Here is a 26,722-nt window from a genome sequence, read left to right as displayed (position 1 = left end):
ACGTTACTCGCAGAGCGTTCAACGAGCGTAAGGCAGCGTTGGAGCGGCCAAAGGTTCCCCGCACACATCGCGTAACTGGTTCTCGAATTGCTCGATAATCGCTGGCCAGCCCTGGCGACTGGCATGCTGGCGCGCATTGAGGCGGGCTCTGCGCAAATGCTCACGGTCTTCGAGCAGCCAATTGGCTGCATCGCAGAACGCGTCCTCATCGCCGGGCATCGCCAGCACGCCGTTGTAGCCATGGCGGATATGCTGGGTCGCGGCCGCCTGGTCGTATGCCACCACCGCGAGCCCGGAGGCCATCGCTTCCAACACCACATTGCCGAAGGTTTCGGTCAGGCTGGGGAACAGGAACAGGTCTCCCGAGGCGTAATATCGCGCCAGTTCTTCGCCGCGCAGGGTGCCGCAGAATATGGCGTTCGGCAGGTCGTGCTCCAACAGCGCACGCTGTGGCCCGTCGCCGACGACGATCAGTTGCAGGCGACGCTGTGGATAAGTACTGCGCAGGGCATCGAAGCAACGCTTGAGCACGCCCAGGTTCTTTTCCTGAGCCAGACGCCCGACGTGCAGCACCGCAATATCGTCATTGCCCAGGCCCCAGCTCTCGCGCAACGCGTTATCGCGCTTGGCCGGGTGGAATAGCTGACTGTCCACCCCGCGCGACAACATCCCCAGGCGCTCGAAATTCCGGCGCTCCAGTTCCAGGCGCTGGCTGGCGCTGGGCACCAGGGTCAAGGTGGAGCGGTTATGAAACCAGCGCAGGTAGTGCGTGACCACGCGGCTCAACAGGCTCATACCGTACTGGTTCGAGTACTGCTGGAAATTGGTGTGAAAGCCGCTGACCACGCTGATCCCCAGGCGACGCGCTGCGCGTAGCGCCGACAACCCGAGCGGCCCTTCTGTGGCGATGTACAGCACATCCGGGCGCTGGCGTGTCCAGCGGCGCAGCAGCTTGTGCATCGACGACTGGCCCCATTGCAGGCCCGGATAACCCGGCAACGGCCAGCCGCGACACAGCAGCAATTCGTTGTCGCTGGGCCGGCTCTGGTCAACGCCCTGGCGCGGGCGCACCAGTTCGACCTGATGGCCGCGCGCGCGCAGACCCTCGCACAGGCGAGCCAGTGTATTGGCCACCCCGTTGATCTCTGGCGGGAAGGTTTCGGTAATTAGGGTGATATGAAGCGAGGCTGTCGTCATGACCCACAGTGTCGCTGTGGGCTGTGTCGTCGATGTGTCATACAGATGATGGATTTATGACTTGACCCCTTTGGACACCACCATCGCCTCGGCGCCTTGCTCGCGCACCCAGAACAACGTCGCCCCGGCCACCGCTGCAGGCATCATCAGCAGGTTGACCACCGGCACCAGCAGCACCAGATAGACGATGCCGCCGAAGCTCATGCTCTGCCAGCGTTTCTGGCGCAGCCAGGCGAGCATTTCATTCCAGCCCAGTTTGTGGTTGTCGGCTGGGTAGTCGATGTATTGGATCGCCATCATCCACACGCCAAAGAGCAGCCACAACGGCGCGGCGATCAGGTTGACCACCGGAATGAACGACAGGATAAACAAGCCGATGGCCCGTGGCAGGAAGTAGCCTAGCTTGCGCATCTCCCGCGCCAGGGTGCGTGGGACCATGGCCACCAGCTCGGCCCAACTGAACGATGGGAAATCATCGGTGCCACGCACCACCACTTCAACTTTCTCCGCGAGAAAACCGTTGAACGGTGCGGCGATGATATTGGCGAGCATGGTAAAGGTGAAAAACACCATCAACACCACCAGCACCACGAACAGCGGCCACAGGATATAGCTGAGGAAACTCAGCCAGCCGGGCAGCGTCGGCATCAAGGTGTCGACCCACAGGCTGAACTGATGGCCGGCGAAATAGATCAGACCGACGAACAGCACCAGGTTGATCGCCAGCGGCAGCAGCACAAACAGGCGCAAGCCGGGGCTCAACACCAGTTTGAGGCCTTCGCGCAGGTATTGCGGACCGGAAAGAACAGGGGCGGGCATGGAGAACTCCGAGCAGGATGACGAACGCGCCGACCTTACCGGCTTTGCATTCCAGGCGAAAGAGCGGCCAGTGGGACGACATCAACGGTAACAAAGGCGTCGATTAATGGGGGCGACTGCATAGAGACCGCCTATGAGCTGGATTGTTATTCCGTATTTCCTTAATCTTGCCCCCCTCTATACGCTGCACCCATTATTTTCAGGATCTGCGAGTTCAAGCCTTCCCCAAGTGCTTCGCGGTCCTTTTTTATTCCAGCCGCCTTGTAGTCCGGGCGGTCGACAGGAGTGAGTCATGTCTGATACCCGTCATTCGCGAGTGATTATTCTCGGTTCCGGCCCTGCCGGTTACAGCGCTGCCGTCTACGCTGCCCGAGCCAACCTCAAGCCACTGCTGATCACCGGCATGCAGGCGGGCGGTCAGTTGACCACCACCACCGAAGTCGACAACTGGCCGGGCGACGTCCACGGCCTGACCGGCCCGGTGCTGATGGAGCGTATGAAAGAGCACGCCGAGCGCTTCGAAACCGAGATCGTGTTTGACCACATCAACCAGGTCGACTTCTCGAAAAAGCCTTACAGCCTGACCGGCGACAGCGGCGTCTACACCTGTGACGCGCTGATCATCGCTACCGGCGCCAGCGCCCGTTACCTGGGCCTGCCGTCGGAAGAAGCGTTCATGGGCAAGGGCGTATCCGCCTGCGCGACGTGCGACGGTTTCTTCTACCGCAACAAGCCGGTCGCGGTGGTCGGTGGTGGCAACACGGCCGTGGAAGAGGCGCTGTACCTGGCCAACATCGCCAGCACCGTGACCTTGATTCACCGCCGCGAGACCTTCCGCGCCGAGAAGATCCTGATCGACAAGCTGCACGCGCGTGTGGCTGAAGGCAAGATCATCCTCAAGCTCAACGCCACCCTGGATGAAGTCCTCGGCGACAACATGGGCGTGACCGGTGCGCGCCTGAAAAACAACGACGGCAGTTTCGACGAGTTGACAGTCGACGGCGTGTTCATCGCCATTGGCCACACCCCGAACACCTCGCTGTTCGAAGGCGTGCTGGATGCCAAGGACGGTTACCTGGTGGTGCAGGGCGGTCGTGAAGGCAATGCTACGGCGACCAACATCGAAGGCATCTTCGCTGCCGGTGACGTGGCTGACCACGTGTACCGCCAGGCCATCACCTCGGCCGGTGCCGGTTGCATGGCGGCCCTGGATGCCGAGCGTTACCTGGACGGTTTGAAGGACGCTGCGCTCTAAACCGTTGAAATAAAAAAACCGGCGAAAGCCGGTTTTTTTATGCGCGGGATTTGATGATCCATCGCTATCTCAATTTGGTAATCCAATCCCTGTGGGAGCTGGCTTGCCTGCGATAGCGGTGTGTCAGCCAACGTCTATGCAGGATTTACCGCCGCCATCGCAGGCAAGCCAGCGCCCACATTAAATCGGGTTTGCACGTTGGATCAGCGGCGAGTCAGAGGTTGCTGGTCAAACTTCACACCCGCCAAGCCGTGCTCGATCAACGCTCGAATATTGCCATGGTCACTGCCCTCAGGCGTGGCCACCACCGAACGGTAGTGTTCGCCAAACGCGAGCAGTGCGTGCTGATCGCTCAAACCTTCCAGCAATGCCAGGCCCAGGGTCTTGCACGACCCTTCGTTCTGCCCTACGGCGTTTTCCACGGTGCCGTTGGTGAAGGCTTGTGGCTTATACGCGTAACCTGCGGCAACGAAAGCCAGGGTGTCGGCGAAGAGATGTTCGCCGCTGTCGAGGCTGGCGCGCAGGGTGTTCAGGTCAGTCATGGGGTTTTCCTTTGGCGAACGCCGCGTGTTGTACGGCGCTGGCTTCTTGCTGGTATTGGGTTTTCCACTCGGCATACGGCATGCCGTACACCACTTCACGGGCGGCATCGAGGCTCAGCTCGATCTGGCGCTCGTCGGCTTCGGCCTTGTACCACTTGGACAGGCAGTTGCGGCAGAAGCCGGCGAGGTTCATCAGGTCGATATTCTGCACATCCTTGCGGCTGTCCAGGTGTGCGACCAGCCGCCTAAAGGCGGCGGCTTCGAGTTCGAGGCGTTGTTGATCGGTCATAGGTTTCACGCAAATCCAGGGGTTAGCGGCTGGCCGCCAGGGTAATCGAAACCGATTCGGCAAAGCGCAGCGCGTGGGGCTTGTCCACTTCGACTTCGGCGTACAGCACTGACTCGTTGCTCATCACCAGGTCCAGCAGTTCCTGGGTCAGGCGCTCCAGCAGGGCGAAGCGGTTGCCTTCGACGTGGGCGATGATCGCCTTGGTGATGGTGCGGTAATTCAAGGCGTGGTCGATATCGTTGTCGCGCACGGCGTCCTGGGCGGCATAAAGGATGGTCAGATTAATCAGCACATCCTGCTTGTTGAGGATTTCATCCTCGTTGATACCGATATAGGTGCGCAGGCACAGGTCCTTGACCCGGATGCGCGCCATGCCTGGTTGAAGTTGTGGCATTGCTACTTGCTCCGTCCAATCAGTTGCAGGAACTCCATGCGCGTGGTGTTCGACTCGCGGAACGCGCCGAGCATCACCGAGGTGTTCATGGTTGAATTCTGTTTTTCCACGCCGCGCATCATCATGCACATGTGCTTGGCTTCGATCACCACCGCCACACCGGAAGCCTGGGTCACGTCCTGGATGGCGTCGGCGATTTGCCGCGTGAGGTTTTCCTGGATCTGCAGGCGCCGCGCAAACATGTCGACGATGCGCGCCAGCTTCGACAGGCCCAGGACCTTGCCGGTCGGAATATAGGCCACATGGGCCTTGCCGATAAAGGGCAGCAGGTGATGCTCGCACAGCGAGTACAGCTCGATGTCCTTGAGGATCACCATCTCGTCATTGTCGGAGGCGAACAGCGCCCCGTTGACGATTTCTTCGAGGTTTTGCGCGTAGCCATGACACAGGTATTGCATGGCTTTGGCGGCACGCTTAGGGGTGTCGAGCAGGCCTTCGCGTTCCGGGTCTTCACCCAGGCCTTTAAGGATCTCGCGATAGTGCTGGGGCAGGGATAAGGTCATACAACATCCTCACAAACGGCTTACTTGATATGCCGCCCACCGTTGACGGTCAGGGTGGTACCGGTGACGTAGGGGTTGTCCAGCAGGTAACGCAGACTCTGGTAAATCACTTCGGGCCCGGGCTCGATGCCCAGTGCCGACTTGGCCAGCACCTGGGTACGGTAGGCCGCGTCGTCGCCTTCGTTGAACATCACCATCGCCGGGGCGATGCCGTTGACTTTGATCAGCGGTGCAAACTGCGCGGCAAACGACAGCGTGAGACTGTCGAGCCCGGCCTTGGTGGCGCAGTAGGCGATGTGCTGGCGGCTGCCCTTGCGCACCACGTCATCGCTGATATGCACGATGTCGGCGGGTGAAGAGCGGTGCAGCAAGGGTGAACAATGCAGGTTGATCAGGTACGGCGCAAGCATGTGCACGCGGAACATGTCGGTAAATGCACGGCTTTCGTCGCCCGGGGTTTCGGCGATCCAGGCCGAGGCGTTATGGATGATCGCGCGCAGGCTTTGGGTGTGGCGCTGCAGCTCGGTGATAAACGCGAGAATCCCGGCTTCGCTGGAGAAGTCGGCAAACACGCCGATCGCGCCCCGCTCGCGCAGTGCCTGCACGCCGGGGCGTTCGCTGCGATAGCTGAAAATCACCGAGTGGCCGTCGTCCAGCAGGCGTTCGGCACAATGCAGGCCGACGCGCTGGCCGGCGCCGGTGATCAGGATCGGGGCGTTCGTTGCAGTCATGGGAGGCTCAAGTCGCTGGCAGGTTCAAATCATACCAGCGACGAGCCGCCCTGTACTCACGCCGCGGCTTCGGTAGCCTTGGCCCGTGGCGGCGAAGGGTGCAGCCAGTTGGCCAGCAGGTGGGTCGAGAGTGGAATGAACAGGTAGACCATCAGCGGTGTGAGCGCCAGGGTGCTGACCAGCACGCGGCTGAACAGGTCCAGTTCGCTGAGCAGTGGCCCCAGGCCGAAGTTGAACAGCAACGACACCGGGAAAAACGCCAGCCAGATCGCCACCGCCTGTTTCCAGCGCGGCGGCCGTGTACCTGCGGCACCGAACCAACCATCGATGCCACGCACGCGATGCTCCGACGGGTCGGCAAACAGTTCGCTGCCACGGCCCAGCCACGCGCTGCGCGACGCGGAAAATTCCCAGGCATGCAGGGTTTTTTCGTCGGCGAAGCGGAAAATGATCTGGAATTCATCATCAAGCGGCGGCGGTGCGAGGACGCCGGAGCCCAGGTAGCCGGGGAAGTCAGTGGCCAGTTGCTCGCCTTCGCGCAGCCAGGCCATCAACTCTTCGTAGCGGCCCTTGGCTACGCGGCGCGCAACCATCAGGGTGACGGGTGAGGTAGACATTGTGTATCTCCAAATAGACGGGTGCGCTGAACCGGGTAGGTGGCGCACAGACGACGCTGCGGGGGTGTTGCAGCGACGCTTGGTTCGTTGTTGCCAATATCGGTAAGCAAGGATTATTCCTGTTTTGTAAAAATACACCAGCGGCATCGGTCCGATAGGTACACACCTTGATATACATCGCGGTAAAAGCGTTAAATGGAACTCACTTTCATACGGACGTTCTTGACCTCTGATGCCCGAAATCATTGCGCCTATTGGCGAATCTTCCTTCGCCAGCCTTGCCGACTCCGATGAGTTGCTTCCGATTCGTGAAGTGTCGAGATTGACGGGCATCAACCCGGTCACCCTGCGTGCCTGGGAGCGGCGTTACGGCCTGATTCAACCCACGCGCACCGAAAGTGGGCATCGTCTGTACTCCAAAGCCGATATTCAAACGGTTCATCGCATTGTCGATTGGATCGAGCGCGGCGTGGCCGTGAGCAAAGTGGGCAAGATCCTCGCGCGTGACGATCAGCAGGCCGCAGCCGTGCGCGTCGAGCACGACACGGTCGAGGAGGGCGAATGGCCGCAGTGGCAGGCGCGCTTGGTGCTGGCCGTCAACGCGTTTGATGACCGTCAACTGGAGCATCTGTACAACCAGGTGATTGCCACCTACCCGCTCAACGTGGCGTTCCAGGACATCCTGATGCCTCTTTGGAACGACCTGTTGCGTCATCAGGGCGGATTCGGCCAGGCCAGTGAGTGGCTGTTCTTCGACAATTTCCTGCGGGTGCGGGCGTTGCAGCGTCTGCAACTGGGGTGTGCGTCGGCGGCGCCACGGGTGTTGCTCGCGGCCATTCCTGGCGAGTGCCGTAAATTGGAGTTGCTGGTGGCGGGGCTGTTGATCTGTCGAGACGATCTGGCCGTGAAGGTGCTGGGGATGGGCCAGCCTTTCGATGAATTGACGCTGGTGTGTGAAAAGACGCAACCCGAGGCGCTGGTGCTCTTCTCCAATCACTCACACAATCAGGCGCTGATCGGGCGCTTGAATCGACTGGCGTTGACCCTGGATTGCCCGTTGTTTCTTGCCGGTGCGGCGTCGGACCTGGCCGAGGAAGACCTGGCAGGCTCCACCGTCGGTTGCCTGGGCAATGAAGGGCGCTTGATGCAACGCCGCTTGCAGCAATTTCTCCGCGGTAACCTGGATACCTGAGGTCAGGTGTGCATCTGTGGATGCATCAAGCGGTGCTGGTGCAGGATGAATTGGCGCAGGCGCTCGGTTTCATTCGCATCGCCTTGGCCCAGGCGATAGGCAAACAAGCCCCGCGCGGTTTCCCGCTCCAGCGTGCCGCGTATCGCGATGCGTTCATAACCGGAAGGGCTGAACCACAGGGCAAAGGTTTTCGGCGCCTTGATCCGGCCACGAATTTCCACCAGCACGCCCTTGAACGACACTTCATGCACCCACAGCGCACTGGGATTGCCCCTGACATTTTCCAGCGCCACCGGCGCTTCAAGTGCCAGGCGCCAAGGACGAATCATCGGCCCGTCTTCAAAAATACTCGGTACGCCCAGGCGTAAATGCACGGCATGAAACTCGTCTTCCTCCAAGTGCAGCGGGAAGGTGAGTTGCTGGTTATCGAAGTGCGCCTGGAGGGTGACGTGATCGTGGGCAGCCAGCCGCGTGAGCAAGTCGCGAAGCTGGGAACCGCCGTTGACGGTCAGGCTAGACGAGGTATCCCGCAGGTTGAGCTGGGGGTTGTGCTGCATGTTACGAATGAAATCCAACTCGTCCTGAGTCAGAAGCGCGTCGCGTTGCATTGATCTTGCTCAATCGGGAGGGTGTTAAAACGCCATTATCCGCTCTAATGAGCGCATTTTCTAAGTTTTGTTAGATCCGCTCGTCGCCTTGACCGCTGCCAGCTCGGCCTTGACCTGCGCCAACTCCGCCTCCAATTGCGCGACGCGCTGCTGGGCCTTGACCTGCAAGGTCACGTCCTTTTGCACACCGACGAAATAGGTCTGCTTGTCGGCATGGTTGTAAACCGTTGAAAGCGACAGCTCGTTCCAGAAATGGCTGCCGTCCTTGCGATAGTTGCGCAGGATTTCCCGGCAGGTACCGCCGCTGTCCAGTGCTTCACGAATGGCCATCAGCGCCGGTTGATCACGGTCGCCGGACTGCAGAAAGCGGCAGTCCTGATACAGGACGTCGTCCAGGGTGTAGCCGGTCAGTCGCTCGAATGCCGGGTTGACGTAGATCAGCGGTTTGTCCTTGCCTTCCCGTTCGGCGACAACAATACCGTCGTTGGAAGCGTTGACGACCATTTGCAGCAGCTTGGCGTTAATCATAGCGCGGTCCCGGGCGTGTTCTTGAACTGGCAGTTTATGGCAAGTCTTGAATGTTGCACGGTGTGTGCCGAAATATTTGCCCCAACTGGTAATATCCCAGGCTTTCGCTCAATGACAGGATCAGATTGATGAAAGTCGCCATCCTTTCCGGCTCGGTGTACGGCACGGCTGAAGAAGTCGCCCACCACGCTGCCGACATCCTTAACGCGGCCGGCTTCGAGGCCAGGCACAACTCGCGCGCGAGCCTGGCGGACATGCTGGCCTTCGCCCCGCAGGCTTTACTGGCGGTGACCTCCACCACCGGCATGGGAGAGCTGCCGGACAACCTGCAACCGCTGTATTCGAGCATTCGCGACCAGTTGCCTGCAGCCTGGCGCGGTTTGCCGGGCGCGGTCATCGGCCTGGGCGACGCCAGCTACGGCGATACGTTCTGCGCCGGCGGTGAGCACATGCGTGAGTTGTTCAGCGAGTTGGGCGTGCATGAAGTGCTGCCGATGCTGCGCCTGGACGCCAGCGAAAGCGTCAACCCGGAAACCGACGCCGAACCCTGGTTGGCCGAGCTGGTCACTGCACTGCGCGGCTGACCGGGAACTCCCGCAGCAACGCCAGCCAGGCCTGGGCGGCTTTCGACAGATAGGCGCCCTCACGCCAGATAAATGCAATGTCCCAGCGCAGGTAGTCGGGCGCCTTCAGCGTGAGGCGTACCACCCCGGGCCGCACCAGCCCACGAGCGACCACGCTGGGCAACAGCACCACGCCTTGACCGGCCGCGACCAGGGCCGCGAGAAAATCCGCCTGGCCGCTGCGGCCTCCTTCTTTCGGCGTAAAGCCCACCCGCTGACACGCCTGTAGTAAGCGGTCGTTCAAGACAAAGCTGCGCTGATACATCAGGAACGGAGTGTCCGCCAACTCCTCCAGGCGCACCTGGGCGTTCTGCGCCAAGGGATGGTTCATCGGCAGCAAGGCATCCAGCGGTTCATCGCAGAAGGCTTGCCAGGCGAATGCCGGGTCGCTGGGCTTCAAGCTGCCACCGACTTCCAGCTCGCCGCTCAAAATCGCCTGCTCGATGCTGCGACTGCCGCCTTCCAGCAACTGGATGGTGACGTTCGGATAGCGCCGGCGGTACTCGGCGAACAGCTCGGCAAACAGCGTATCGCCGCCCAATTGCGGCAAGCCCAGGCGCAACTCGCCACGGGTCAGGTGCTGCATATCATCCAGCTCACTGAGCAACTCGTTCTGCAGGCGCAGCATGGCTTCGGCACGTTGCAGGACGACCTGGCCGGCGGCGGTCAGGCGGATCTGCGAGCCGATGCGGTCGAGCAACGGTGTGCCCAGGCTGTGTTCCAGCTGTGCGACCTGTTTGCTCACGGCGGACTGGCTGATGTGCAGGGTTTTCCCGGCCTGGGTAAAACCGCCGCGGTGGATGACTTCGACAAAACTGCGCAGCTGTTTGAATTCCATGGGCTCGATTCCAGTTTGGAATAGTTGGCAGTCTAACAATTCGCTGTGGGGATGGAAGGGGGCTCTCTAAAATGGAGGCTTACGAGGACCCAAAGCCCATGAAACGTTTCAGCTTCAAACACGTCAGCCGTCTGCTGACTGAATTGGTCGTGCTGCTGGCCATCTACCAGCTCGGTACTCAACTGGTGGCCTGGTTGGCGTGGCCCATCCCCGGTGGCGTGATGGGCCTGGGCCTGTTGCTGGCGACATTCGCCACCGGCCTGGTCAAGCCGGCTGCCCTGCAATTGGGGGCGGGTGTGTTGATGGCGGAAATGTTGTTGTTCTTTATTCCGGCCTTGATGAGCCTGTTGGACTACGGCGGCCTGGTGCGCAATGACGGTTGGCGCATTCTGCTGGTGATCGGCGTGAGCACCCTGGCGGTCATGCTGGTGACGGCCTTCACCGTGGAAATAGTATGTCGTTGGAAGGTGCGCCATGAAGCTTGAGCTGATGCCGGTGTTCTGGCTGGCCCTGACCCTGGGCGCCTATATCTTCAGCCGCTGGATCTACCGTCGGACCGGGCGCTACCTGCTGTCGCCGCTGATCCTGGTGCCCGCGCTGCTGCTCGCGGTGGCCGTGCCGATGCACACCGCCTATGCCGAATACGCCTGCGACACCCATTGGCTGATGCGGGTGCTGGGCCCGGTGACCGTGGCGTTTGCGGTGCCGATCTGGCAGCAGCGACGTTTGCTGGCGCGGTATTGGTCGGCCTTGCTGCTGGGCATGGTGGCCGGCAGCGCGGCGTCCATCGGCACCTCGTTCGGTTTGGCCAAGGCGCTGGCGCTGGACAGTGCGGTGACGATGTCCCTGGTGCCGCGTTCAATCACCACACCGTTTGCCATGCCGATGTCTTCCGACCTGGGCGGTGTGCCGGAACTGACGGCCGTGTTCGTGATGTTCACCGGCGTGTTCGGCGCCTTGCTCGGCGGGGTGCTGCTCAAGTGGCTACCGCTGCGTACCCCCTTGGCGCGCGGGGCATTGTTTGGGGTGGGCGCGCACGGCGCAGGCGTGAGCCGGGCCCATGAAGTGGGCGGTGAAGAGGGCTCTGTCGCGGGCCTGGTGATGGTATTGACGGGGCTGCTCAACCTGTTTGCAGCGCCTTTATTGGCGACGCTTCTCTGACGCGAGGTGGCCAAATGTAAACTATTCTCTTGGCTGACTCGTGCGGCCATCAAGCTGGCTGCGAAGGCAACTCCCTGCGCCACGAGGTCTGACTACACTGACCTTTCACTCAAAAAATAATAATAAAGTGCGCCAAGGAGGTCATTGCCGTGAGCCTAGCCCCCGTTGTATCTCCACAGAATGTCAACGATCAGGTCAGCGCCGCCGAATGGCAGACCCGCGTCGACCTGGCTGCGTGCTATCGCCTGGTCGCCATGCATGGCTGGGATGATCTGATTTTCACGCATATATCGGCCAAGGTGCCGGGCACCGATGATTTCCTGATCAACCCTTATGGGCTGATGTTCCACGAGATCACGGCGTCGAGCCTGGTCAAGGTCGACCAGGCCGGCAACAAGCGGATGGACAGCCCTTACGACATCAACCCGGCCGGCTACACCATCCACAGTGCCATCCACGAAGTGCGCCACGATGTGGTGTGCGTGCTGCATACCCATACGGCGGCGGGGGTTGCCGTGTCTGCGCAGAAGCAGGGCGTATTGCCCATCAGCCAGCAGTCCTTGTTCGTGTTGTCCAGCCTGGCCTATCACGCGTATGAAGGCGTGGCGCTGAACCACGAAGAAAAAGCGCGCTTGCAGGCCGACCTTGGCGAAAACAACTTCCTGATGCTGCACAACCATGGCCTGCTGACCTGCGGTGGGACGATTGCTGACACCTTCCTGATGATGTTCACCTTTCAGCGCGCCTGTGATATCCAAGTGCTTGCGCAAAACGGCGCGGCTGAATTGATCACCATCGACCCGCAGGTTCTCGCTGGGGCCAGGGCGATGGTGGCGGCTGTCACAAAGAGCGCCCAGGGTATGGGAGGCGCGCTGGCCTGGCCGGCGTTGCTGCGTAAATTGGACCTGCAAGATCCGGGGTATAAAAATTGATGCCTCTCGCCGAGATTCCGCTCAGGGCCTGGCGCAAGTGCGGTCAGAGTTTCGTTTTTCGCGGGCGCACCATTCGGTATTGGGTGGCCGGGCAGGGCGAGCCGCTGCTGCTGATCCATGGCTTCCCGACCGCCAGTTGGGACTGGCATTACCTCTGGCAGCCCCTGGCCCAGCGCAATCTGGTAATCGCCTGCGACATGCTTGGGTTTGGCGATTCGGCCAAGCCGCTGGACCACGACTATTGCCTGTTGGAACAGGCCGATTTGCAACAGGCGCTGCTCGACCACCTGCGTGTGCGGCAACCGGTGCATGTGCTGGCCCATGATTATGGGGACAGCGTCGCCCAGGAATTATTGGCGCGGCATCACGAAGGCCGTTTCCAGATGGCCAGTTGTGTGTTTCTCAACGGCGGGCTGTTCCCCGAAACCCATCGTCTGGTGCTGGTGCAGAAACTACTGCTCAGCCCCTTGGGCTGGATGATCGGTCGCGCATTTGGGCGCAATGCCTTGTCCGACAGTTTCAGCCAGATTTTCGGCGCGCAGACCCGTCCCAGTGAGAGCGCCCTCGATGATTTCTGGAGCCTGATCGACTGCAATGACGGGCCCCGCATCCTGCATAAACTGATCAACTACATTCCCCAGCGCCGTCGCCTGCGTGAGCGCTGGGTGGGCGCCCTGCAGCGTGGCGACGTACCGCTGCGAGTCATCGATGGCGAGTTCGACCCGATTTCCGGCGCCCACATGGTCGAGCGTTACCGCCAGTTGGTGCCCCACGCCGACACGGTATTGCTGGCCAATATCGGCCACTACCCGCAGATCGAAGCGCCGGTGCAGGTGCTCAAGCATTACCTGGAGTTTCGACAGCGGATCGTGCAGGTCGCGCCGCGCATGGCCTATTCCTGAGACAGGCAATCATCCTTCAGCCTTATCGCGCACCATTCAGCCTTGGCCGTATTTATTGTGACCGAACGCCCTGTGCCTGACACTCGACCCATTCCCATTGTCGCCATTGGAGTTCGGTATGAGTGAGTCAGTGCAGTTCCAGGATAAGGTCGTGATCGTCACCGGTGCCGGCGGCGGGTTGGGCCGGGCCCATGCGCTGCTGTTCGCCAAGCACGGGGCCAAAGTGCTGGTCAACGATCTCGGCGGTTCCACCCAGGGCGAGGGCGCCAATGCGTCGGCGGCCGACCGTGTGGTCGCACAAATCCGCGAGGCCGGCGGCATTGCCGAAGCCAACCATGATTCCGTCACCGATGGCGAGAAAATCGTACAGAACGCCCTGGACGCTTTCGGCCGTATCGACGTGGTGGTGAACAACGCCGGCATCCTGCGCGACAAGACTTTCCACAAAATGGACGACAGCGACTGGGACTTGGTTTACCGGGTGCATGTCGAAGGTGCCTACAAAGTCACCCGCGCTGCCTGGCCCCATCTGCGTGAGCAAAGCTATGGTCGGGTGATCTTTACTGCGTCCACGTCGGGCATCTACGGCAACTTCGGGCAGTCCAACTACGGCATGGCCAAGCTCGGTCTGTATGGCTTGACCCGTACCCTGGCGCTGGAAGGGCGCAAGAACAACATCCTGGTCAACGCCATCGCCCCCACCGGCGGCACACGCATGACTGAAGGTCTGATCCCGCCGCAGGTATTCGAGCGCCTCAAGCCGGAACTGGTCAGCCCGCTGGTGGTGTACCTCGGCAGCGAGGCGTGCCAGGAAACCTCAGGCTTGTTTGAAGTGGGCGGCGGCTGGATCGGCAAGACCCGCTGGGAACGCAGCCTCGGCGTGGGCTTCGACCCGCAGGCCGGGTTCTCGCCGGATGACGTGGCCGCGCACTGGCAACAGATCTGTGACTTTGAAGGGGCGGTGCATCCCAAGGACACGATTGAGGCTTTGAAGGAGATGATGGCCAATTTGCAGAAGTTCAGCCTCTGATCATTGCCAGATGGACCATGAATACTGCGGGGCGCTGACGGCGCCCCGCTTTTTTTCAGGCATAAAAAAGGCCGCTGCAAGGCAGCGGCCGAAATAAGACGTTGGATCAAGGAGCGACAGATTCAACGTCAGTGAACACCGGTAACAGATTGAATACAGTAGCCAATCCGTAAAATTTCAGCTTTTCTCCCGAAGCTGGGAGCGGGCCATTTGCCCTGAAAGCCAGGCAAGAATAGAGGGTTGTAACCAAATGAGTAATAGCGGTTCATGACAAGGACTGTTACCGATATGGAAACAGTTCCCTCGGCGCTATCCACCGGCCTGATAACCCGCCATCCACAGGGTGCATGCCCGCGCGCAGAGCCGCGCCAGAGCGGCTGTTAATCCTTTCGAGCGACAACACGAATACCTCCTTGGTGCGCTTATCGCTCCCGAAGGGCGGCAGTAGGGTGGGGCCTTCTGTCACTCACCGGGGAAGACGCATGACAAAAACAACAATGCGCGCCATCTTCACGCCACAGGCGCTGGCCACTGCGGTTGCGTTGGGATGCTGTGCCCAGGCGCAGGCTGTTTCGTTCAACATCGGCGAGATCGAAGGGCAATTCGATTCCTCGCTGTCGGTCGGCGCCAGTTGGGGCATGCGCGATGCCGACAAGAAGCTGGTGGGCGTGTCCAATGGCGGCACGGGGCAGGCTTCGACCGGGGATGACGGGCGACTGAACTTCAAGAAGGGCGAGACCTTCTCCAAGATCTTCAAAGGCATCCACGACCTGGAACTCAAGTACGGCGACAGCGGCGTCTTCGTGCGCGGCAAGTACTGGTACGACTTCGAGCTGCAGGATGAAGACCGTGAGTTCAAGCAGATCAGCAATCACCATCGCGACGAAGGCGCGCGCTCTTCCGGCTACGAGCTGCTGGATGCGTTCGTCTATCACAACTATTCCATCGCCGACCTGCCGGGCAACGTGCGTGTCGGCAAGCAGGTGGTGAGTTGGGGCGAGAGTACGTTTATCGGTAACTCCATCAACAGCATCAACCCCATTGACGTATCGGCCTTCCGTCGCCCCGGCGCCGAGATCAAGGAAGGGCTGATACCGGTCAATATGCTGTTCGCCTCCCAGAGCCTCACCAACCAACTGACGGTGGAAGGCTTCTACCAGTTGAACTGGGAAAACACCGTGCTGGATAACTGCGGCACGTTTTTTGGTGGCGACGTGGCGGCCCATGGTTGCAACGGTAACTACACGGTCGGCAGCCCTGCGATTGCACCGTTGCAACCCGTGGCCGCAGCGTTCGGCCAGGGCTTCCAGGTGACCAGTGAAGGTGTGGTGGTGCAGCGCGCCAAGGACCGTGATGCCCGCGATGGCGGCCAGTTCGGTGCGGCCCTGCGCTGGCTGGGCGACGACACGGAGTACGGCCTGTACTTCATGAACTACCACAGCCGCACGCCGACCGTCGGCACCCTCACGGCCAACACCAACCTGGCCACCATCGGGCGCATCGTCAACACCGCCAACGCCATTGCGCCGGGCACCGGCTCGGCCCTGGCCCAAAGCACCATGCTTGGCCGTGGCCAGTACTATCTCGATTACCCGGAAGATATTCGCCTGTACGGTGCGAGCTTCTCCACCACCTTGCCCACCGGCACGGCCTGGACCGGGGAAATCAGCTACCGCCCGAATGCGCCGGTGCAACTCAATACCACTGACCTGACCCTGGCCCTGATCAACCCGATTGCCGGCAATACCGCGTCGCCGATCCACAGCTCGTTTGGCGCCGACAATAGCGGTTACCGTCGCAAGGAAATCACCCAGATCCAGAGCACCATGACGCAGTTCTTCGACCAGGTCCTGGGTGCCGAACGCCTGACCTTGGTGGGTGAGGCCGCCTTCGTCCACGTCGGCGGGCTGGAAGCGAAAAGCAAACTGCGCTACGGCCGCGATTCGGTATACGGCGCCTACGGTTTCGGTGGCGACACCGACGGTTTCGTCACGGCTAATTCCTGGGGTTATCGTGCCCGCGCCATCCTCGACTACAACAACGTGTTTGCCGGGGTGAACCTCAAGCCCAACCTGTCCTGGTCCCACGACGTCAACGGTTACGGCCCCAACGGCTTGTTCAACCAGGGTGCCAAGGCGATCAGCGTCGGCGTCGATGCGGACTACCGCAACACCTACACCGCCAGCCTGAACTACACCGACTTTTTTGGTGGCGACTACAACACCCTGACCGACCGCGACTTCCTCGCCCTCAGCGTCGGCGTGAACTTCTGATTTGGCTTAAAGAAGGACAAGACTCTATGCGTAAGTTGATTGCTGTGATGGCCCTGAGCGTGTTGGCCGCCAACGTCATGGCGGCCGTGTCGCCCGAAGAAGCCGCCAAGCTCGGCACCAGCCTGACCCCGGTCGGCGCGGAAAAAGCCGGCAACGCCGACGGCTCGATCCCGGCCTGGACCGGTGGCATTCCGAAAAATGCCGGTGCGGTGGACAGCAAGGGCTTCCTCGCCGACCCGTTCGCCAATGAAAAGCCGCTGTTCGTGATCACCGCCGCGACGGTCGACAAGTACAAGGACAAACTCTCCGACGGCCAGGTGGCAATGTTCAAACGCTACCCCGAAACCTACAAGATCCCGGTGTACCCGAGCCACCGCACGGTCAACCTGCCGCCGGATATCTACGAGTCGATCAAGCGCAGCGCGCTGAACGTGCATGCGATCAACGACGGTAACGGCCTGGAGAACTTCACCGGCAACCGCTACTACGCCTTCCCGATTCCCAAGAATGGCGTGGAGGTGTTGTGGAACCACATCACCCGTTACCACGGCGGTAACCTGCGGCGCATCATCACCCAGGCGACCCCGCAGACGAACGGCAGCTACACGCCGATCCGCTTTGAAGAGGAAGTCGCAGTACCGCAGGCGATCCCTGACATCGACGCGGCCAAGGCCGCCAACGTGCTGAGTTTCTTCAAGCAATCGGTAACGGCCCCGGCGCGGTTGGCGGGCAACGTGCTGCTGGTGCACGAGACTCTCGACCAGGTCAAAGAACCGCGCCTGGCCTGGATCTACAACGCCGGCCAGCGCCGCGTGCGTCGCGCGCCGCAAGTGTCCTACGACGGCCCGGGCACCGCGTCCGACGGCCTGCGTACCACGGATAACTTCGACATGTTCTCCGGCGCCCCCGATCGCTATGACTGGAAGCTGGTGGGCAAGAAAGAGATGTACATCCCCTACAACAGCTACAAACTCGATTCGCCGAGCCTCAAGTACGACGACATCATCAAGGCCGGGCACATCAACCAGGACCTGACCCGTTATGAGCTTCACCGCGTGTGGGAAGTGGTCGGCACCGTCAAACCGAGCGAACGGCACATTTATGCCAAGCGCCACATGTACATCGACGAAGACAGCTGGCAGGTCGCGCTGGTGGATCACTACGACGGCCGCGGCCAACTGTGGCGTGTCGCCGAAGGCCATGCGCAGTTCTACTATGACCACCAGGTGCCGGCCTACACCGTGGAAACCCTGTACGACCTCATCGCCGGACGCTACATCGCCCTGGGCATGAAGAACGAGGAGAAGAGCAGCTTCGTCTTCGGGTTTGCGGCCAAGGCGGCGGATTACACGCCGGCGGCGTTGAGGGCTTCGGGCGTGCGCTGATGCCTGTTTGAAATGCAATCCCAATGTGGGAGGGGGCTTGCCCCCGATAGCGGTGTGTCAGCTACAGATAGCTGACTGATCCACCGCCATCGGGGGCAAGCCCCCTCCCACATTGGGTTTTGTGCATGGCGATTAATCACTCTGCTGAATACTTCTTCAATAATCGCCGAGCACAGGGCTAGGGTAGGTGTCAGGTTGCATAACAATAAAAACGCAGGATGCAGCAATGACCGCCATGACACGTTGCCTGGACCGTCCTGGATTCATGCCCCGGCTGTCCGCCCATCATCTGTTGCGCCCGCGCCTGGCCGAGCCCTTGCTGGCGGCGCAGGCTCGCGTCAAGTTGCTCTGCGCCCCAGGCGGCAGTGGCAAGAGTGCGCTGCTCGCCGAGTGTGCCTTGCAGGCGCCGGCGGGTTGCCTGGTGTACTGGTTGCCGCTCAATGGCGTGGTGCTCAGCCCTGTGGATTTCTGCAGGCGCCTGGCGCACAACCTGGGCCTGGCGTTTACCGATGAAGCCACCTTGCTACAGGATCTCGGCCGCTGGCAGACGTCGGCGTGGCTGTTTCTCGATGATTTCAGCCGCCTGCCCGCGCCCGAACTCGACGCTTTGCTCGACCGCCTGCTCACCGCCAGTCACCCTTCGCTGACCTGGTGGCTGGGCGCGCGGCGGCGTCCTGCGTGTAACTGGCCGCGGCTGTTGCTCGACGATGAACTGCTGGAGTGCAGCGCGGCCGAGCTGATGTTCAGCGCCGAAGAAGTCCAGGCCCTGCTCGGCCAGGCGCCGGGTCACTGCGTCGAGCGCGTGATGCAGTTCAGCGCCGGCTGGTGCGCCGGGGTGCGCATCGCCTTGCTCGGCGACGGCCATCCTGACAAAACCTTGCTCGACTACCTGCAGCATGAGCTGTTCAGCACCCTGCCGGCAGAGCTGGTTGAAGCCTGGCGGGTGCTGGCGCATTTGCCGCGTTTTAATGTGGGCTTGTGTGAGCACCTGTTCGGTTTTGGCGATGGCGATCAGTACCTGCGGGACTTGCAGGCGCTCGGCGCATTTATCCAGCCCTGGGAAGATGACGCCGACTGGCTGCAAGTCTTCCCGCCGCTTGCGCAATTGATGCGTGATGAACCCTGGCCGGCCAAACGCTCCTGGCACCGACGGGCCTGTCAGTGGTTCAGCGCCGAGCGTGACTGGCAAGCCGCGTTCGAGCAGGCGCTGCTGGCCGAAGAATACGAAGTGGCCGTCAGCCTGTTGCAGCACTTCAGCTTCGAAGACCTGTTCCGCCAGCAGAACGCCGCTCTGCTGTTGCGCCTGCATGAGCAGCAGGGTGATGAGCTGATGCTCTGTTCCGCGCAGTTGGTGGGGCTGGTCACGGCCGCGTTGCTGTTCGCCGGGCGCTTCGAGCAGGCCGCGCTGTGCATCGGCCAACTGGCGCGTTTCGCCCCGCAACCGTCGGCGGCACAACAACGCCTTCTGTTGGCGCGCTGGCAGGCGCAGTGGGGGTGGTTGCTGCATCTGGCAGGCGATGCGCAAGGCGCTCGCGAGCATTTCTTCGAGGCGTTGCAGGCATTGCCCGACAGCGCGTGGACGTCACGTTTGATGTGCCTGTCGGGGTTGACCCAGCAGGCCTTGTTGCGCGGTGAGCTGGAGGCGGCCCAAGCCCTGAACCGTGAAGCGTTGTGCCTGGCGCGGGCCCACGGTTCGCTGCTGCTCGAGGCCCTGCTGGAGCTGGATCACGCTCAATTGCTCGAACAGCGTGGCGCACCGTATCGGGCGCAGAGCCTGTTGGAGCAGGTGCAGGCGATGTTGCTCAACCAGCGGCTGAAGGCCGAGCCGCTGGTCGGACGCATCGCCCTGCGGCGTGGGCATCTGGCTCTGCGCCAAGGCCAGGATGCCTTGGCTGCCGAGTGTTTCGACGCCGGTTTGACGATGTGTTTGCACAGCCAGGACAAGCGCGTGCTCTACGGTTTTCTCGGCCTGGCGTTGCTCGCGGCCAACCGTGGCGATTACGCCCAGGCCTTTATCCAATTGCGCGAGGCCGAGCGCCTGATGCAGCAACGCCAGGTGCCGGACACGGTATACCGCGCGGTGCTGTTGCTGGTCAGCGGGCACTTTTGGTTACAGCAGGGTCGCGCCGAATTGACGATGGAAGCAGTGCGCCGGGTACTCCGCCATTTCCGTGGGCCAGGCGCCAAGCAGGCACCGCCGGCCACGCTGGAATTGATCCCGCGCCTTGAATACCTGTTGGTGTTGGCCGAGGTCAAACTGGGCGTCGTCGATCAACCGCTGGCGCGGCTTGAAGCGCTGCTGGACGCCTCCCGCCAACGCGGCATGCTGTGCCTGGAAGCCGAATTGCACTTGGTGCTGGGGGAGGTGGCCTGGCAACTGGGCGAGCCGGCGGTGGCGCGTCGTGCCTTGCAAAATGGCCTGGAACTGGCGGGGCGCTGCCAGGTGCAGCAGGCCATTCGCGAACTGCGTTTACGCTCGCCCGGGCTGTTGAGTGAGCTGGGCCTGGAGCCGCAGGCCTCGCCGACAGGCACGGCAGACAACCCGCTGAGCCAGCGCGAGCTGGAAGTGCTGCAACTGATCGCCCTCGGTAACTCCAACCTGGAAATTGCCAACCGGTTGTTTATCTCGCTGCACACCGTCAAGACCCATGCGCGGCGCATCCATAGCAAACTCGGCGTGGAGCGGCGCACCCAGGCGGTGGCCAAGGCCAAGACGTTGGGCTTGATGGGTTAAGCGCAGAACGCCTGACGGTATTCGCCGGGCGTCGCGCCCATGGCCTGGCGAAAACGATGGGTGAAGTGGCTGGCGCTGGAGAAGCCGCACATCAACGCGATATCACCCACGGGCAGGCTGCCACTGCGCAGCAGGCTCTGCGCACGGGCCAGGCGTCGCGCCAACAGGTATTGATGGGGCGGCAGGCCGAAGCTCTGGCGGAACATCCGCGCAAAATGGTATTCCGACAGCGCGCACATCCCGGCCAATTGCCCGAGGCTGATGGGGTCGTCCAGGTGCTGCTCGATGTAGTCCACCAATAAGCGCCGTTGATGCGCCGCCAGCCCGCCTTTCAAGCGCAGCCCGTCGCGCGCGCCGACTTGGCTGAGCAGGGTGTGGCTGAGCATTTCATGGGCCAGACTACTGGTCAGCAGGCGTTCGGCGGGTTCGTGCCAGTTGAGGGCGATCAACTGGTGAAAGCGGCGCGCCTGGCTGGGGTCTTCGAGGAAGGTGCTTTCCTGCAACTGCAGCGCGCGCGGTTCGCGGTCGAGTAGGGTGATGCAGCCCAAGGCGAATTGCGCCTGGCTGAAATACACATGGGCCAGGCGGATGTCGCCGTTGATCACCCAGGCCGACTGATGCTCGGCCGGCAGGATGCACAACTTGTCGGGCCCGCCCTTGGTGCCCGGCTGGTCGCGCCGAAAAGTGCCGGTGCCGCCGCCGATGTAGCAGGACAAGGTGTGATGGCCGGGTGCCTGGTAATCCTGGGAATCGTGGTGGTTGCTCCACAGCGCCGCAGACAAGCCGTCACCGAGCTCGGCGCAGGCTTCGAGGCGAGCATGGGGCGAGCGGTTGAGGGCTTGAAAGACTTGCAGGGATTCCAGCGTTGACATGGTGTGTACTCTCCGACGCCTTGCATCCTACTCCGAGCCGCTGGTGCTGTGAGCCCGCCGCGCGACAAAAGCGCAAGAATCTGCAAGTGCCGGCCAGGGGTTGAAGGTGACACTGTGGCTCAACCAGCGGAGCCTGTTATGAACCTTTTCCTGTATTTACTCACCGTGCTGATTTGGGGCACCACCTGGATCGCCCTCAAGTGGCAACTGGGCGTGGTGGCGATTCCCGTGTCGATCGTCTATCGCTTCGGCCTGGCGGCGCTGGTGTTGTTTGCGCTGTTGCTGCTCAGTCGCAAGTTGCAGGTGATGAACCGGCGCGGGCATCTGATCTGCCTGGCCCAGGGCTTGTGCCTGTTTTGCGTGAATTTCATGTGTTTTCTCACGGCCAGCCAGTGGATTCCCAGCGGGCTGGTGGCGGTGGTGTTTTCCACGGCGACGCTGTGGAATGCCCTGAATGCGCGGGTGTTTTTTGGCCAGCGGGTCGCGCGCAATGTGTTGATGGGCGGCGGGCTTGGTTTGTTGGGGTTGGGCCTGTTGTTCTGGCCGGAGCTGGCGGGGCACACCGCCAGCCCGCAGACCTTGCTCGGGCTGGGCCTGGCGCTGCTGGGGACGATGTGTTTTTCGGCGGGCAATCTGCTTTCGAGTCTGCAGCAGAAGGCGGGGTTGCGGCCGTTGACGACCAATGCCTGGGGCATGGCGTATGGGGCCGTGATGTTGGCGACCTATTGTGTGGTGCGCGGTATTCCGTTCGAGATGGATTGGAGTGCGCGGTATATCGGGGCGTTGGGGTATTTGGTGATTCCGGGCTCGGTGATTGGGTTTACGGCGTATCTGACGTTGGTGGGGCGGATGGGGCCTGAGCGGGCGGCGTATTGCACGGTGTTGTTTCCGGTGGTGGCGCTGAATGTGTCGGCGTTTGTCGAGGGGTATCAGTGGACTGCGCCGGCGTTGGCGGGGTTGGTGTTGGTGATGGTGGGGAATGTGTTGGTGTTTCGTAGGGGGAAGGTGGTTTTGCCGGTGGACCCGGGGTTCAGGGCGAAGCAGGTCTGAGGTGGGGGGGTGGTATTTAAGCTGGGAGGGGGTTGCTTTAGGTGGGAGGGGGCTTGCCCCGATAGCGGTGGGTCAGTCACTTATTTGTAGCTGAGCCACCGCTATCGGGGGCAAGCCCCCTCCCACATTTTTTGCATTTTTTGCATTTTTTGCATTTTTGGGGTTTGGGTTTGGGTTTGGGTTGATCGGGTGATTTGGGTTATTTGAGGCCTAGGCGCTTGGCCATGCGGCCTAGGTTGGCGCGGTCCAGGCCGAGTTCACGGGCGGCGCTGGCCCAGTTGTGCTGGTGGCGTTCCAGGCAGGCGTTGATCACTTGGCGCTGGTAGTGCTCGGTGGCCTGGCGCAGGTCGCCGCTGGCGATGGCGGCTACTTCGGGTGGGGGGTCGATCAGTGCTGCGCTGACGTCGGGCAGGTCCAGGTCGTGGGCGCTCAGGCTGAGAATCTTCGGACGTTCGCGACAGTTTCCCAGGGCTTTCAGTGCGCTGCGTCCGATCAAATGTTCCAGCTCGCGCACATTGCCCGGCCAGTTGTAGGCCAGCAATGCCGTCTGGGCGTCGCTGGTCAGGCGCAGGCTGCCCAGGCCCATGCGTGAACGGTTCTGTTCGAGAAAGAACCCGGCCAGCAGCAACACATCGCGCCTGCGCTCGCGCAGCGCCGGCACTTGCAGCGGGTAGACGCTGAGGCGGTGGTAGAAGTCGGCACGGTAGCGGCCGTTGCGCACCTCTTCAGCCAGGTCGCGGTTGGTGGCGGCGATCAGGCGCACGTCCACCTGATGTTCCTTGTCCGAGCCCAGGCGTTGCAGTTGGCCGCTTTGCAGGACGCGCAGCAGCTTGGCCTGCACCGTCAACGACAACTCGCCGACTTCATCCAGAAACAGCGTGCCGCCATTGGCCAGTTCGAACTTGCCGCGGCGCTCGTTCGACGCGCCGGTGAAGGCGCCACGCACATGGCCGAACAGCTCGCTTTCCACCAGGGTTTCCGGCAGGGCGGCGCAGTTGAGGCTGATCAGCGGCTTGTCTGCACGGGACGACGCGGCGTGGATCGCCTGGGCCACCAACTCCTTGCCGACCCCGGTTTCGCCGGTGATCAGCACGGTGAGGTCGCTGCCGCCCACCAGGCTGATCTCTTCTACCAGGCGTTTGTGGGGCTTGCTCTGGCCGATCATCTCTTTGTGCTGCTGGCCGCTGGCCTGGCGGTAGATTTCGGCGCGCTGGTGCTCGTCTTCGGCACGCAACGCCAGGCGCTCGATGCGTTCGGCGACGTTGACCGTGGCGGCGGCGAGGCTGGCGAAGGCCTGCAGCGCATCCAGTTCGACCCGTTCGAAACGCTCGGGGTCGAGGGCGTCCAGGGTCAGCAGGCCCCACGGTTGGTCATCGACAAACAGCGGGCAGCCCATGCAGTCATGAATTTCGAGGTGCCCGTGCAGGCCGTCCACCAAGCCGTCGTAGGGATCGGGCAATTCACTGTCGCTGTCGAAACGCGTCGGGCTGGGGCTGCTGAGCAGTATGGCGAAACGCGGGTGTTCGCTGACCTTGAAGCGTCTGCCCAGGGTATCGGCGCTCAAGCCGTCCACGGCCAGCGGCACCAGCGACTCGCCGTCCAGGCGCAACAGTGCGGCGGCATCGCACGGCAGCAGGGCGCGCATGGCGTGCAGCAGGCGGCGGTAACGCTCGCCTTCGGGCAGTTCACGGGACAGGTCGGCGACCAGGGGGAGCAGGGTGGTGAGCAGCGATTGCGCAGTCATAATGACTCCTTGTAGTCCTTATGACTATATTGCGTAGGAGTCATACTGACTATGTTTAATTTAACTGGTTGAAATTTAACGATTTATTAGTTGGCATGAATGCTGATTACCTCAAGGCAATCAGTAAAGAAGCCCAGGAGGCTCCATGCTTAGTGCCCAAGACCGTGCCATCGTCAAATCCACCGTGCCCCTGCTGGAAAGCGGCGGCGAAGCGCTGATCACCCATTTCTACCGCATGATGCTCTCCGAATACCCGGAGGTCCGCCCGCTGTTCAACCAGGCGCACCAGGCCAGCGGCGACCAGCCCCGCGCCCTGGCGAATGGCGTGTTGATGTATGCGCGGCATATCGACCAGTTGGATCAACTGGGTGACCTGGTGGCGAAGATCATCAACAAACACGTGGCCTTGCAGATCCTGCCGGAACATTACCCGATCGTGGGTGCCTGCCTGTTGCGTGCGATTTCCGAAGTGCTGGGCAGCGAGATTGCCACCCCCGAGGTGATGAGCGCCTGGGGAGCGGCCTACGGCCAGTTAGCGGATATCCTGATCGGCGCCGAAGCTGCGATCTATGACGAGAAGGCCCAGGCGCCCGGTGGCTGGCGTGGTGCGCGGTCGTTCAAGCTGTTCAAGCGCGTGAAAGAAAGTGCCGAAATCACTTCCTTCTATTTCGCCCCGGTGGACAGCGCCCCGATCCTCGCTGCTGCGCCCGGTCAGTACATGGGTATGACGCTGCTGCTCGATGGCGAAGAAGTGCGCCGCAACTATTCCTTGTCGGCCCTCAGCGATGCCGGCCAATACCGCATCAGCGTCAAGCGCGAAGCCGGTGGGCGGGTGTCCAACTACCTGCATGATCAACTGCAGGTCGGCGCGACGATCGACCTGTTTCCGCCAGCGGGCGAGTTCACCCTGGTGGCCAGCGATAAACCGCTGGTGCTGATCAGCGGCGGGGTGGGCATTACGCCAACGCTGCCGATGCTCGAAGCGGCCCTGGCCACCCAGCGCCCGGTGCATTTTATCCACTGTGCGCGTAACGGCGGGGTGCATGCGTTTCGGGAGTGGGTGGACGCCTTGGCGGTCCAGCATCCGCAGCTCAAGCGCTTCTACTGCTACGCCGAGGACGATGGCGTGAGCCCTGCGGCGGACACGCTCGGCCTGCTGAGCCAGGAACAACTCGCGGCGTGGTTGCCCGAGCAGCGCGACCTGGATGCGTACTTCCTCGGCCCTAAAGGCTTCATGGCCGCGATCAAGCGCCACCTCAAAGCCTTGGGCGTACCCGAAAAACAAAGCCGCTACGAATTCTTCGGCCCGGCCGCCGCCCTGGAATAACCACCTAAAGGTTCACACTGTTCACACTGTGGGAGGGGGCTTGCCCCCGATAGCGTTGGATCAGTCAGCTTATCTGTAGCTGACACACTGCTATCGGGAGCAAGCCCCCTCCCACATTTAGTGCTCCATTCCCTCCGATTAATCCCCTGTTAACCCCCTGTTAACCCCTCTCTGTTTAAACCACTCTCTGTGTGTAAACTTGCGGCCATTGGCACAATCAAACAAAGGGATACGGAGATGAGTGACGAATTGCGTTTGGGCAGGGAACGGCGCTTTCTGGCGTTGCTGGGCATCATCTGCCTGGCGCTGATCGGCGGTGCGCTGTACATGCAGGTGGTGTTGGGCGAGGCGCCGTGCCCGCTGTGTATCCTGCAACGCTACGCCTTGCTGTTGATTGCGGTCTTTGCGTTTATCGGTGCGGCCATGCGCAGCAAAGGCGCGATCACGCTGTTTGAAGGCTTGGTGGTCCTCAGTGCCCTGGGCGGCGTGGCCGCTGCCGGCCACCATGTGTACACCCAGTTCTTCCCCGAGGTCAGTTGCGGCGTGGATGTGCTGCAACCGATCGTTGACGGCCTGCCCCTGGCGAAGGTGTTTCCACTGGTCTTCCAGGTCGATGGCTTCTGCAGCACGCCTTACCCGCCGGTGCTCGGCCTGTCACTGGCGCAATGGGCGCTGGTGGCGTTCGTGCTGACGGTGATCCTGGTGCCCCTGGGTATCTATCGCAATCGCCAACGCAAAGCCTGAGTCGTTCACTGAAACGCCCCGGTCCTTCTCAAGGGAACGCCGGGGCGTTTTTGTTTGTAGGGATTAATGAAGGGACAGTGACGCGGGACAATTTTGACGGTGTGCAGCGTGCGACATGTTGTCACACAGACGCCGTTGCAGGACGTTTCTGAGCCGCTGAACCGCCGCTTGAATTTGCCCCGGGTCGTGAATGTGTGCTGTCAGTTCATCGTTTGATCGACACCGCGAATGGCGCGCGGTTCGAGGCTTTCGGTGATCTGTTAATGCCTTGTTTTATGGGGGCTTGGATCGGTTTTTTAGGCCCTTACAGGGGGTAAGGGGTGTGGCAGTTTGCCCTATAACACGGCATTTTTTGTGGTTTTTGTTGAGAAT

General features: G+C 61.5%; 27 protein-coding genes. 14 read left to right on the top strand and 13 right to left on the bottom strand.

The window, feature by feature from the left end; genetic code table 11:
- Positions 1-18: 18 nt before the first annotated feature.
- Positions 19-1,197, bottom strand: a complete 1,179-nt coding sequence (locus P3S72_RS25600) for a glycosyltransferase family 1 protein (RefSeq protein WP_276194829.1) — start codon at positions 1,195-1,197, stop codon at positions 19-21.
- Between the two features lie 54 nt (positions 1,198-1,251).
- Positions 1,252-2,016: a sulfate transporter CysZ gene (cysZ, locus tag P3S72_RS25595; RefSeq protein ID WP_276194827.1), complete on the bottom strand. Its 765-nt coding sequence runs from the start codon at positions 2,014-2,016 to the stop codon at positions 1,252-1,254.
- 292 nt (positions 2,017-2,308) lie between these two features.
- Here cysZ and trxB point away from each other — a divergent pair, with 292 nt between their 5' ends.
- A complete protein-coding gene (gene trxB, locus P3S72_RS25590; RefSeq protein ID WP_276194825.1) occupies positions 2,309-3,271 on the top strand; it encodes a thioredoxin-disulfide reductase in 963 nt (320 codons plus the stop codon).
- Between the two features lie 203 nt (positions 3,272-3,474).
- Here trxB and P3S72_RS25585 read toward each other — a convergent pair whose 3' ends face one another.
- The 6 genes from P3S72_RS25585 to P3S72_RS25560 are packed head-to-tail and all read right to left on the bottom strand — an operon-like array spanning position 3,475 to position 6,407.
- Positions 3,475-3,813, bottom strand: coding sequence for a HopJ type III effector protein (locus P3S72_RS25585; RefSeq protein ID WP_276194823.1), 339 nt, complete (start codon positions 3,811-3,813; stop codon positions 3,475-3,477).
- Positions 3,806-4,102 (bottom strand): DUF1244 domain-containing protein, encoded by a 297-nt coding sequence (locus tag P3S72_RS25580; RefSeq protein WP_276194822.1) that lies wholly within the window; start codon positions 4,100-4,102, stop codon positions 3,806-3,808. The genes P3S72_RS25585 and P3S72_RS25580 overlap by 8 nt, the downstream gene beginning before the upstream one ends.
- A gap of 22 nt (positions 4,103-4,124) precedes the next feature.
- Positions 4,125-4,496: a dihydroneopterin triphosphate 2'-epimerase gene (folX, locus tag P3S72_RS25575; RefSeq protein ID WP_026140129.1), complete on the bottom strand. Its 372-nt coding sequence runs from the start codon at positions 4,494-4,496 to the stop codon at positions 4,125-4,127.
- A 2-nt stretch (positions 4,497-4,498) separates the two neighbouring features.
- Positions 4,499-5,059: a GTP cyclohydrolase I FolE gene (gene folE, locus P3S72_RS25570; RefSeq protein ID WP_247398018.1), complete on the bottom strand. Its 561-nt coding sequence runs from the start codon at positions 5,057-5,059 to the stop codon at positions 4,499-4,501.
- A 20-nt stretch (positions 5,060-5,079) separates the two neighbouring features.
- Entirely contained in the window at positions 5,080-5,790 is a 711-nt protein-coding gene (folM, locus tag P3S72_RS25565) for a dihydromonapterin reductase (RefSeq protein ID WP_276194821.1), read from the bottom strand.
- A gap of 56 nt (positions 5,791-5,846) precedes the next feature.
- Positions 5,847-6,407 carry an antibiotic biosynthesis monooxygenase gene (locus P3S72_RS25560; protein ID WP_247398013.1) on the bottom strand — a complete coding sequence of 187 codons (561 nt, stop codon included), beginning with the start codon at positions 6,405-6,407 and terminating at the stop codon, positions 5,847-5,849.
- A gap of 232 nt (positions 6,408-6,639) precedes the next feature.
- Here P3S72_RS25560 and P3S72_RS25555 point away from each other — a divergent pair, with 232 nt between their 5' ends.
- Positions 6,640-7,599, top strand: coding sequence for a MerR family transcriptional regulator (locus P3S72_RS25555; RefSeq protein ID WP_276194820.1), 960 nt, complete (start codon positions 6,640-6,642; stop codon positions 7,597-7,599).
- Positions 7,600-7,601: 2 nt separating this feature from the next.
- Here the strand turns inward: P3S72_RS25555 and P3S72_RS25550 are convergent, their stop codons facing one another.
- Positions 7,602-8,207 carry a hypothetical protein gene (locus tag P3S72_RS25550; RefSeq protein ID WP_276194818.1) on the bottom strand — a complete coding sequence of 202 codons (606 nt, stop codon included), beginning with the start codon at positions 8,205-8,207 and terminating at the stop codon, positions 7,602-7,604.
- A gap of 60 nt (positions 8,208-8,267) precedes the next feature.
- Positions 8,268-8,735: a PAS domain S-box protein gene (locus tag P3S72_RS25545; protein ID WP_276194817.1), complete on the bottom strand. Its 468-nt coding sequence runs from the start codon at positions 8,733-8,735 to the stop codon at positions 8,268-8,270.
- A 128-nt stretch (positions 8,736-8,863) separates the two neighbouring features.
- Here P3S72_RS25545 and P3S72_RS25540 point away from each other — a divergent pair, with 128 nt between their 5' ends.
- Entirely contained in the window at positions 8,864-9,319 is a 456-nt protein-coding gene (locus P3S72_RS25540) for a flavodoxin (RefSeq protein ID WP_276194816.1), read from the top strand.
- Here the strand turns inward: P3S72_RS25540 and P3S72_RS25535 are convergent.
- Complete coding sequence (locus P3S72_RS25535; protein WP_276194815.1) at positions 9,300-10,196, bottom strand: LysR family transcriptional regulator; 897 nt, start codon at positions 10,194-10,196, stop codon at positions 9,300-9,302. The genes P3S72_RS25540 and P3S72_RS25535 overlap by 20 nt on opposite strands.
- 98 nt (positions 10,197-10,294) lie before the next feature.
- Here P3S72_RS25535 and P3S72_RS25530 point away from each other — a divergent pair, with 98 nt between their 5' ends.
- The 8 genes from P3S72_RS25530 to P3S72_RS25495 all read left to right on the top strand — a co-directional run bounded on the left by P3S72_RS25530 (position 10,295) and on the right by P3S72_RS25495 (position 20,613).
- Positions 10,295-10,681 (top strand): CidA/LrgA family protein, encoded by a 387-nt coding sequence (locus P3S72_RS25530; protein ID WP_276194814.1) that lies wholly within the window; start codon positions 10,295-10,297, stop codon positions 10,679-10,681.
- Positions 10,671-11,357 (top strand): LrgB family protein, encoded by a 687-nt coding sequence (locus P3S72_RS25525; RefSeq protein WP_276194813.1) that lies wholly within the window; start codon positions 10,671-10,673, stop codon positions 11,355-11,357. The genes P3S72_RS25530 and P3S72_RS25525 overlap by 11 nt, the downstream gene beginning before the upstream one ends.
- A 149-nt stretch (positions 11,358-11,506) precedes the next feature.
- Positions 11,507-12,289 (top strand): class II aldolase/adducin family protein, encoded by a 783-nt coding sequence (locus P3S72_RS25520; protein WP_276194811.1) that lies wholly within the window; start codon positions 11,507-11,509, stop codon positions 12,287-12,289.
- The gene (locus P3S72_RS25515) at positions 12,289-13,191 is read left to right on the top strand and encodes an alpha/beta hydrolase (RefSeq protein ID WP_276194810.1); all 903 of its coding nucleotides are present in this window, start codon (positions 12,289-12,291) and stop codon (positions 13,189-13,191) included. Before P3S72_RS25520 ends, P3S72_RS25515 begins: the two co-directional genes overlap by 1 nt.
- Before the next feature lie 118 nt (positions 13,192-13,309).
- On the top strand, positions 13,310-14,221 hold the full coding sequence (locus tag P3S72_RS25510) for an SDR family oxidoreductase (RefSeq protein ID WP_276194809.1): 912 nt from the start codon (positions 13,310-13,312) through the stop codon (positions 14,219-14,221).
- Between the two features lie 482 nt (positions 14,222-14,703).
- Positions 14,704-16,494 (top strand): DUF1302 domain-containing protein, encoded by a 1,791-nt coding sequence (locus P3S72_RS25505; RefSeq protein ID WP_276194807.1) that lies wholly within the window; start codon positions 14,704-14,706, stop codon positions 16,492-16,494.
- 26 nt (positions 16,495-16,520) lie between these two features.
- Positions 16,521-17,879 carry a DUF1329 domain-containing protein gene (locus P3S72_RS25500; RefSeq protein WP_276194806.1) on the top strand — a complete coding sequence of 453 codons (1,359 nt, stop codon included), beginning with the start codon at positions 16,521-16,523 and terminating at the stop codon, positions 17,877-17,879.
- Positions 17,880-18,105: 226 nt separating this feature from the next.
- Complete coding sequence (locus tag P3S72_RS25495) at positions 18,106-20,613, top strand: LuxR C-terminal-related transcriptional regulator (RefSeq protein ID WP_276194805.1); 2,508 nt, start codon at positions 18,106-18,108, stop codon at positions 20,611-20,613.
- On the opposite strand, the gene P3S72_RS25490 is transcribed toward P3S72_RS25495, so the two are convergent.
- Positions 20,610-21,485 carry an AraC family transcriptional regulator gene (locus tag P3S72_RS25490; RefSeq protein WP_247405561.1) on the bottom strand — a complete coding sequence of 292 codons (876 nt, stop codon included), beginning with the start codon at positions 21,483-21,485 and terminating at the stop codon, positions 20,610-20,612. The genes P3S72_RS25495 and P3S72_RS25490 overlap by 4 nt on opposite strands.
- Before the next feature lie 138 nt (positions 21,486-21,623).
- Between P3S72_RS25490 and P3S72_RS25485 the strand changes: the two genes are divergently transcribed.
- A complete protein-coding gene (locus P3S72_RS25485) occupies positions 21,624-22,535 on the top strand; it encodes a DMT family transporter (protein ID WP_276194804.1) in 912 nt (303 codons plus the stop codon).
- Positions 22,536-22,734: 199 nt separating this feature from the next.
- Here the strand turns inward: P3S72_RS25485 and norR are convergent, their stop codons facing one another.
- Positions 22,735-24,279 (bottom strand): nitric oxide reductase transcriptional regulator NorR, encoded by a 1,545-nt coding sequence (gene norR / locus P3S72_RS25480; protein ID WP_276194803.1) that lies wholly within the window; start codon positions 24,277-24,279, stop codon positions 22,735-22,737.
- A 145-nt stretch (positions 24,280-24,424) separates the two neighbouring features.
- Here norR and hmpA point away from each other — a divergent pair, with 145 nt between their 5' ends.
- Positions 24,425-25,606 carry an NO-inducible flavohemoprotein gene (gene hmpA, locus P3S72_RS25475; RefSeq protein WP_276194802.1) on the top strand — a complete coding sequence of 394 codons (1,182 nt, stop codon included), beginning with the start codon at positions 24,425-24,427 and terminating at the stop codon, positions 25,604-25,606.
- A 237-nt stretch (positions 25,607-25,843) separates the two neighbouring features.
- Positions 25,844-26,350, top strand: coding sequence for a disulfide bond formation protein B (locus tag P3S72_RS25470; protein ID WP_276194801.1), 507 nt, complete (start codon positions 25,844-25,846; stop codon positions 26,348-26,350).
- Positions 26,351-26,722: the final 372 nt, after the last annotated feature.

The sequence above is a fragment of the Pseudomonas sp. D3 genome (assembly GCF_029320995.1).
In the GTDB taxonomy this organism is placed as follows: Bacteria; Pseudomonadota; Gammaproteobacteria; order Pseudomonadales; family Pseudomonadaceae; genus Aquipseudomonas; species Aquipseudomonas paraveronii.
The sequence above is the reverse complement of the archived record's forward strand: the minus strand, read 5'-3'. Positions and strand labels throughout refer to the sequence as shown.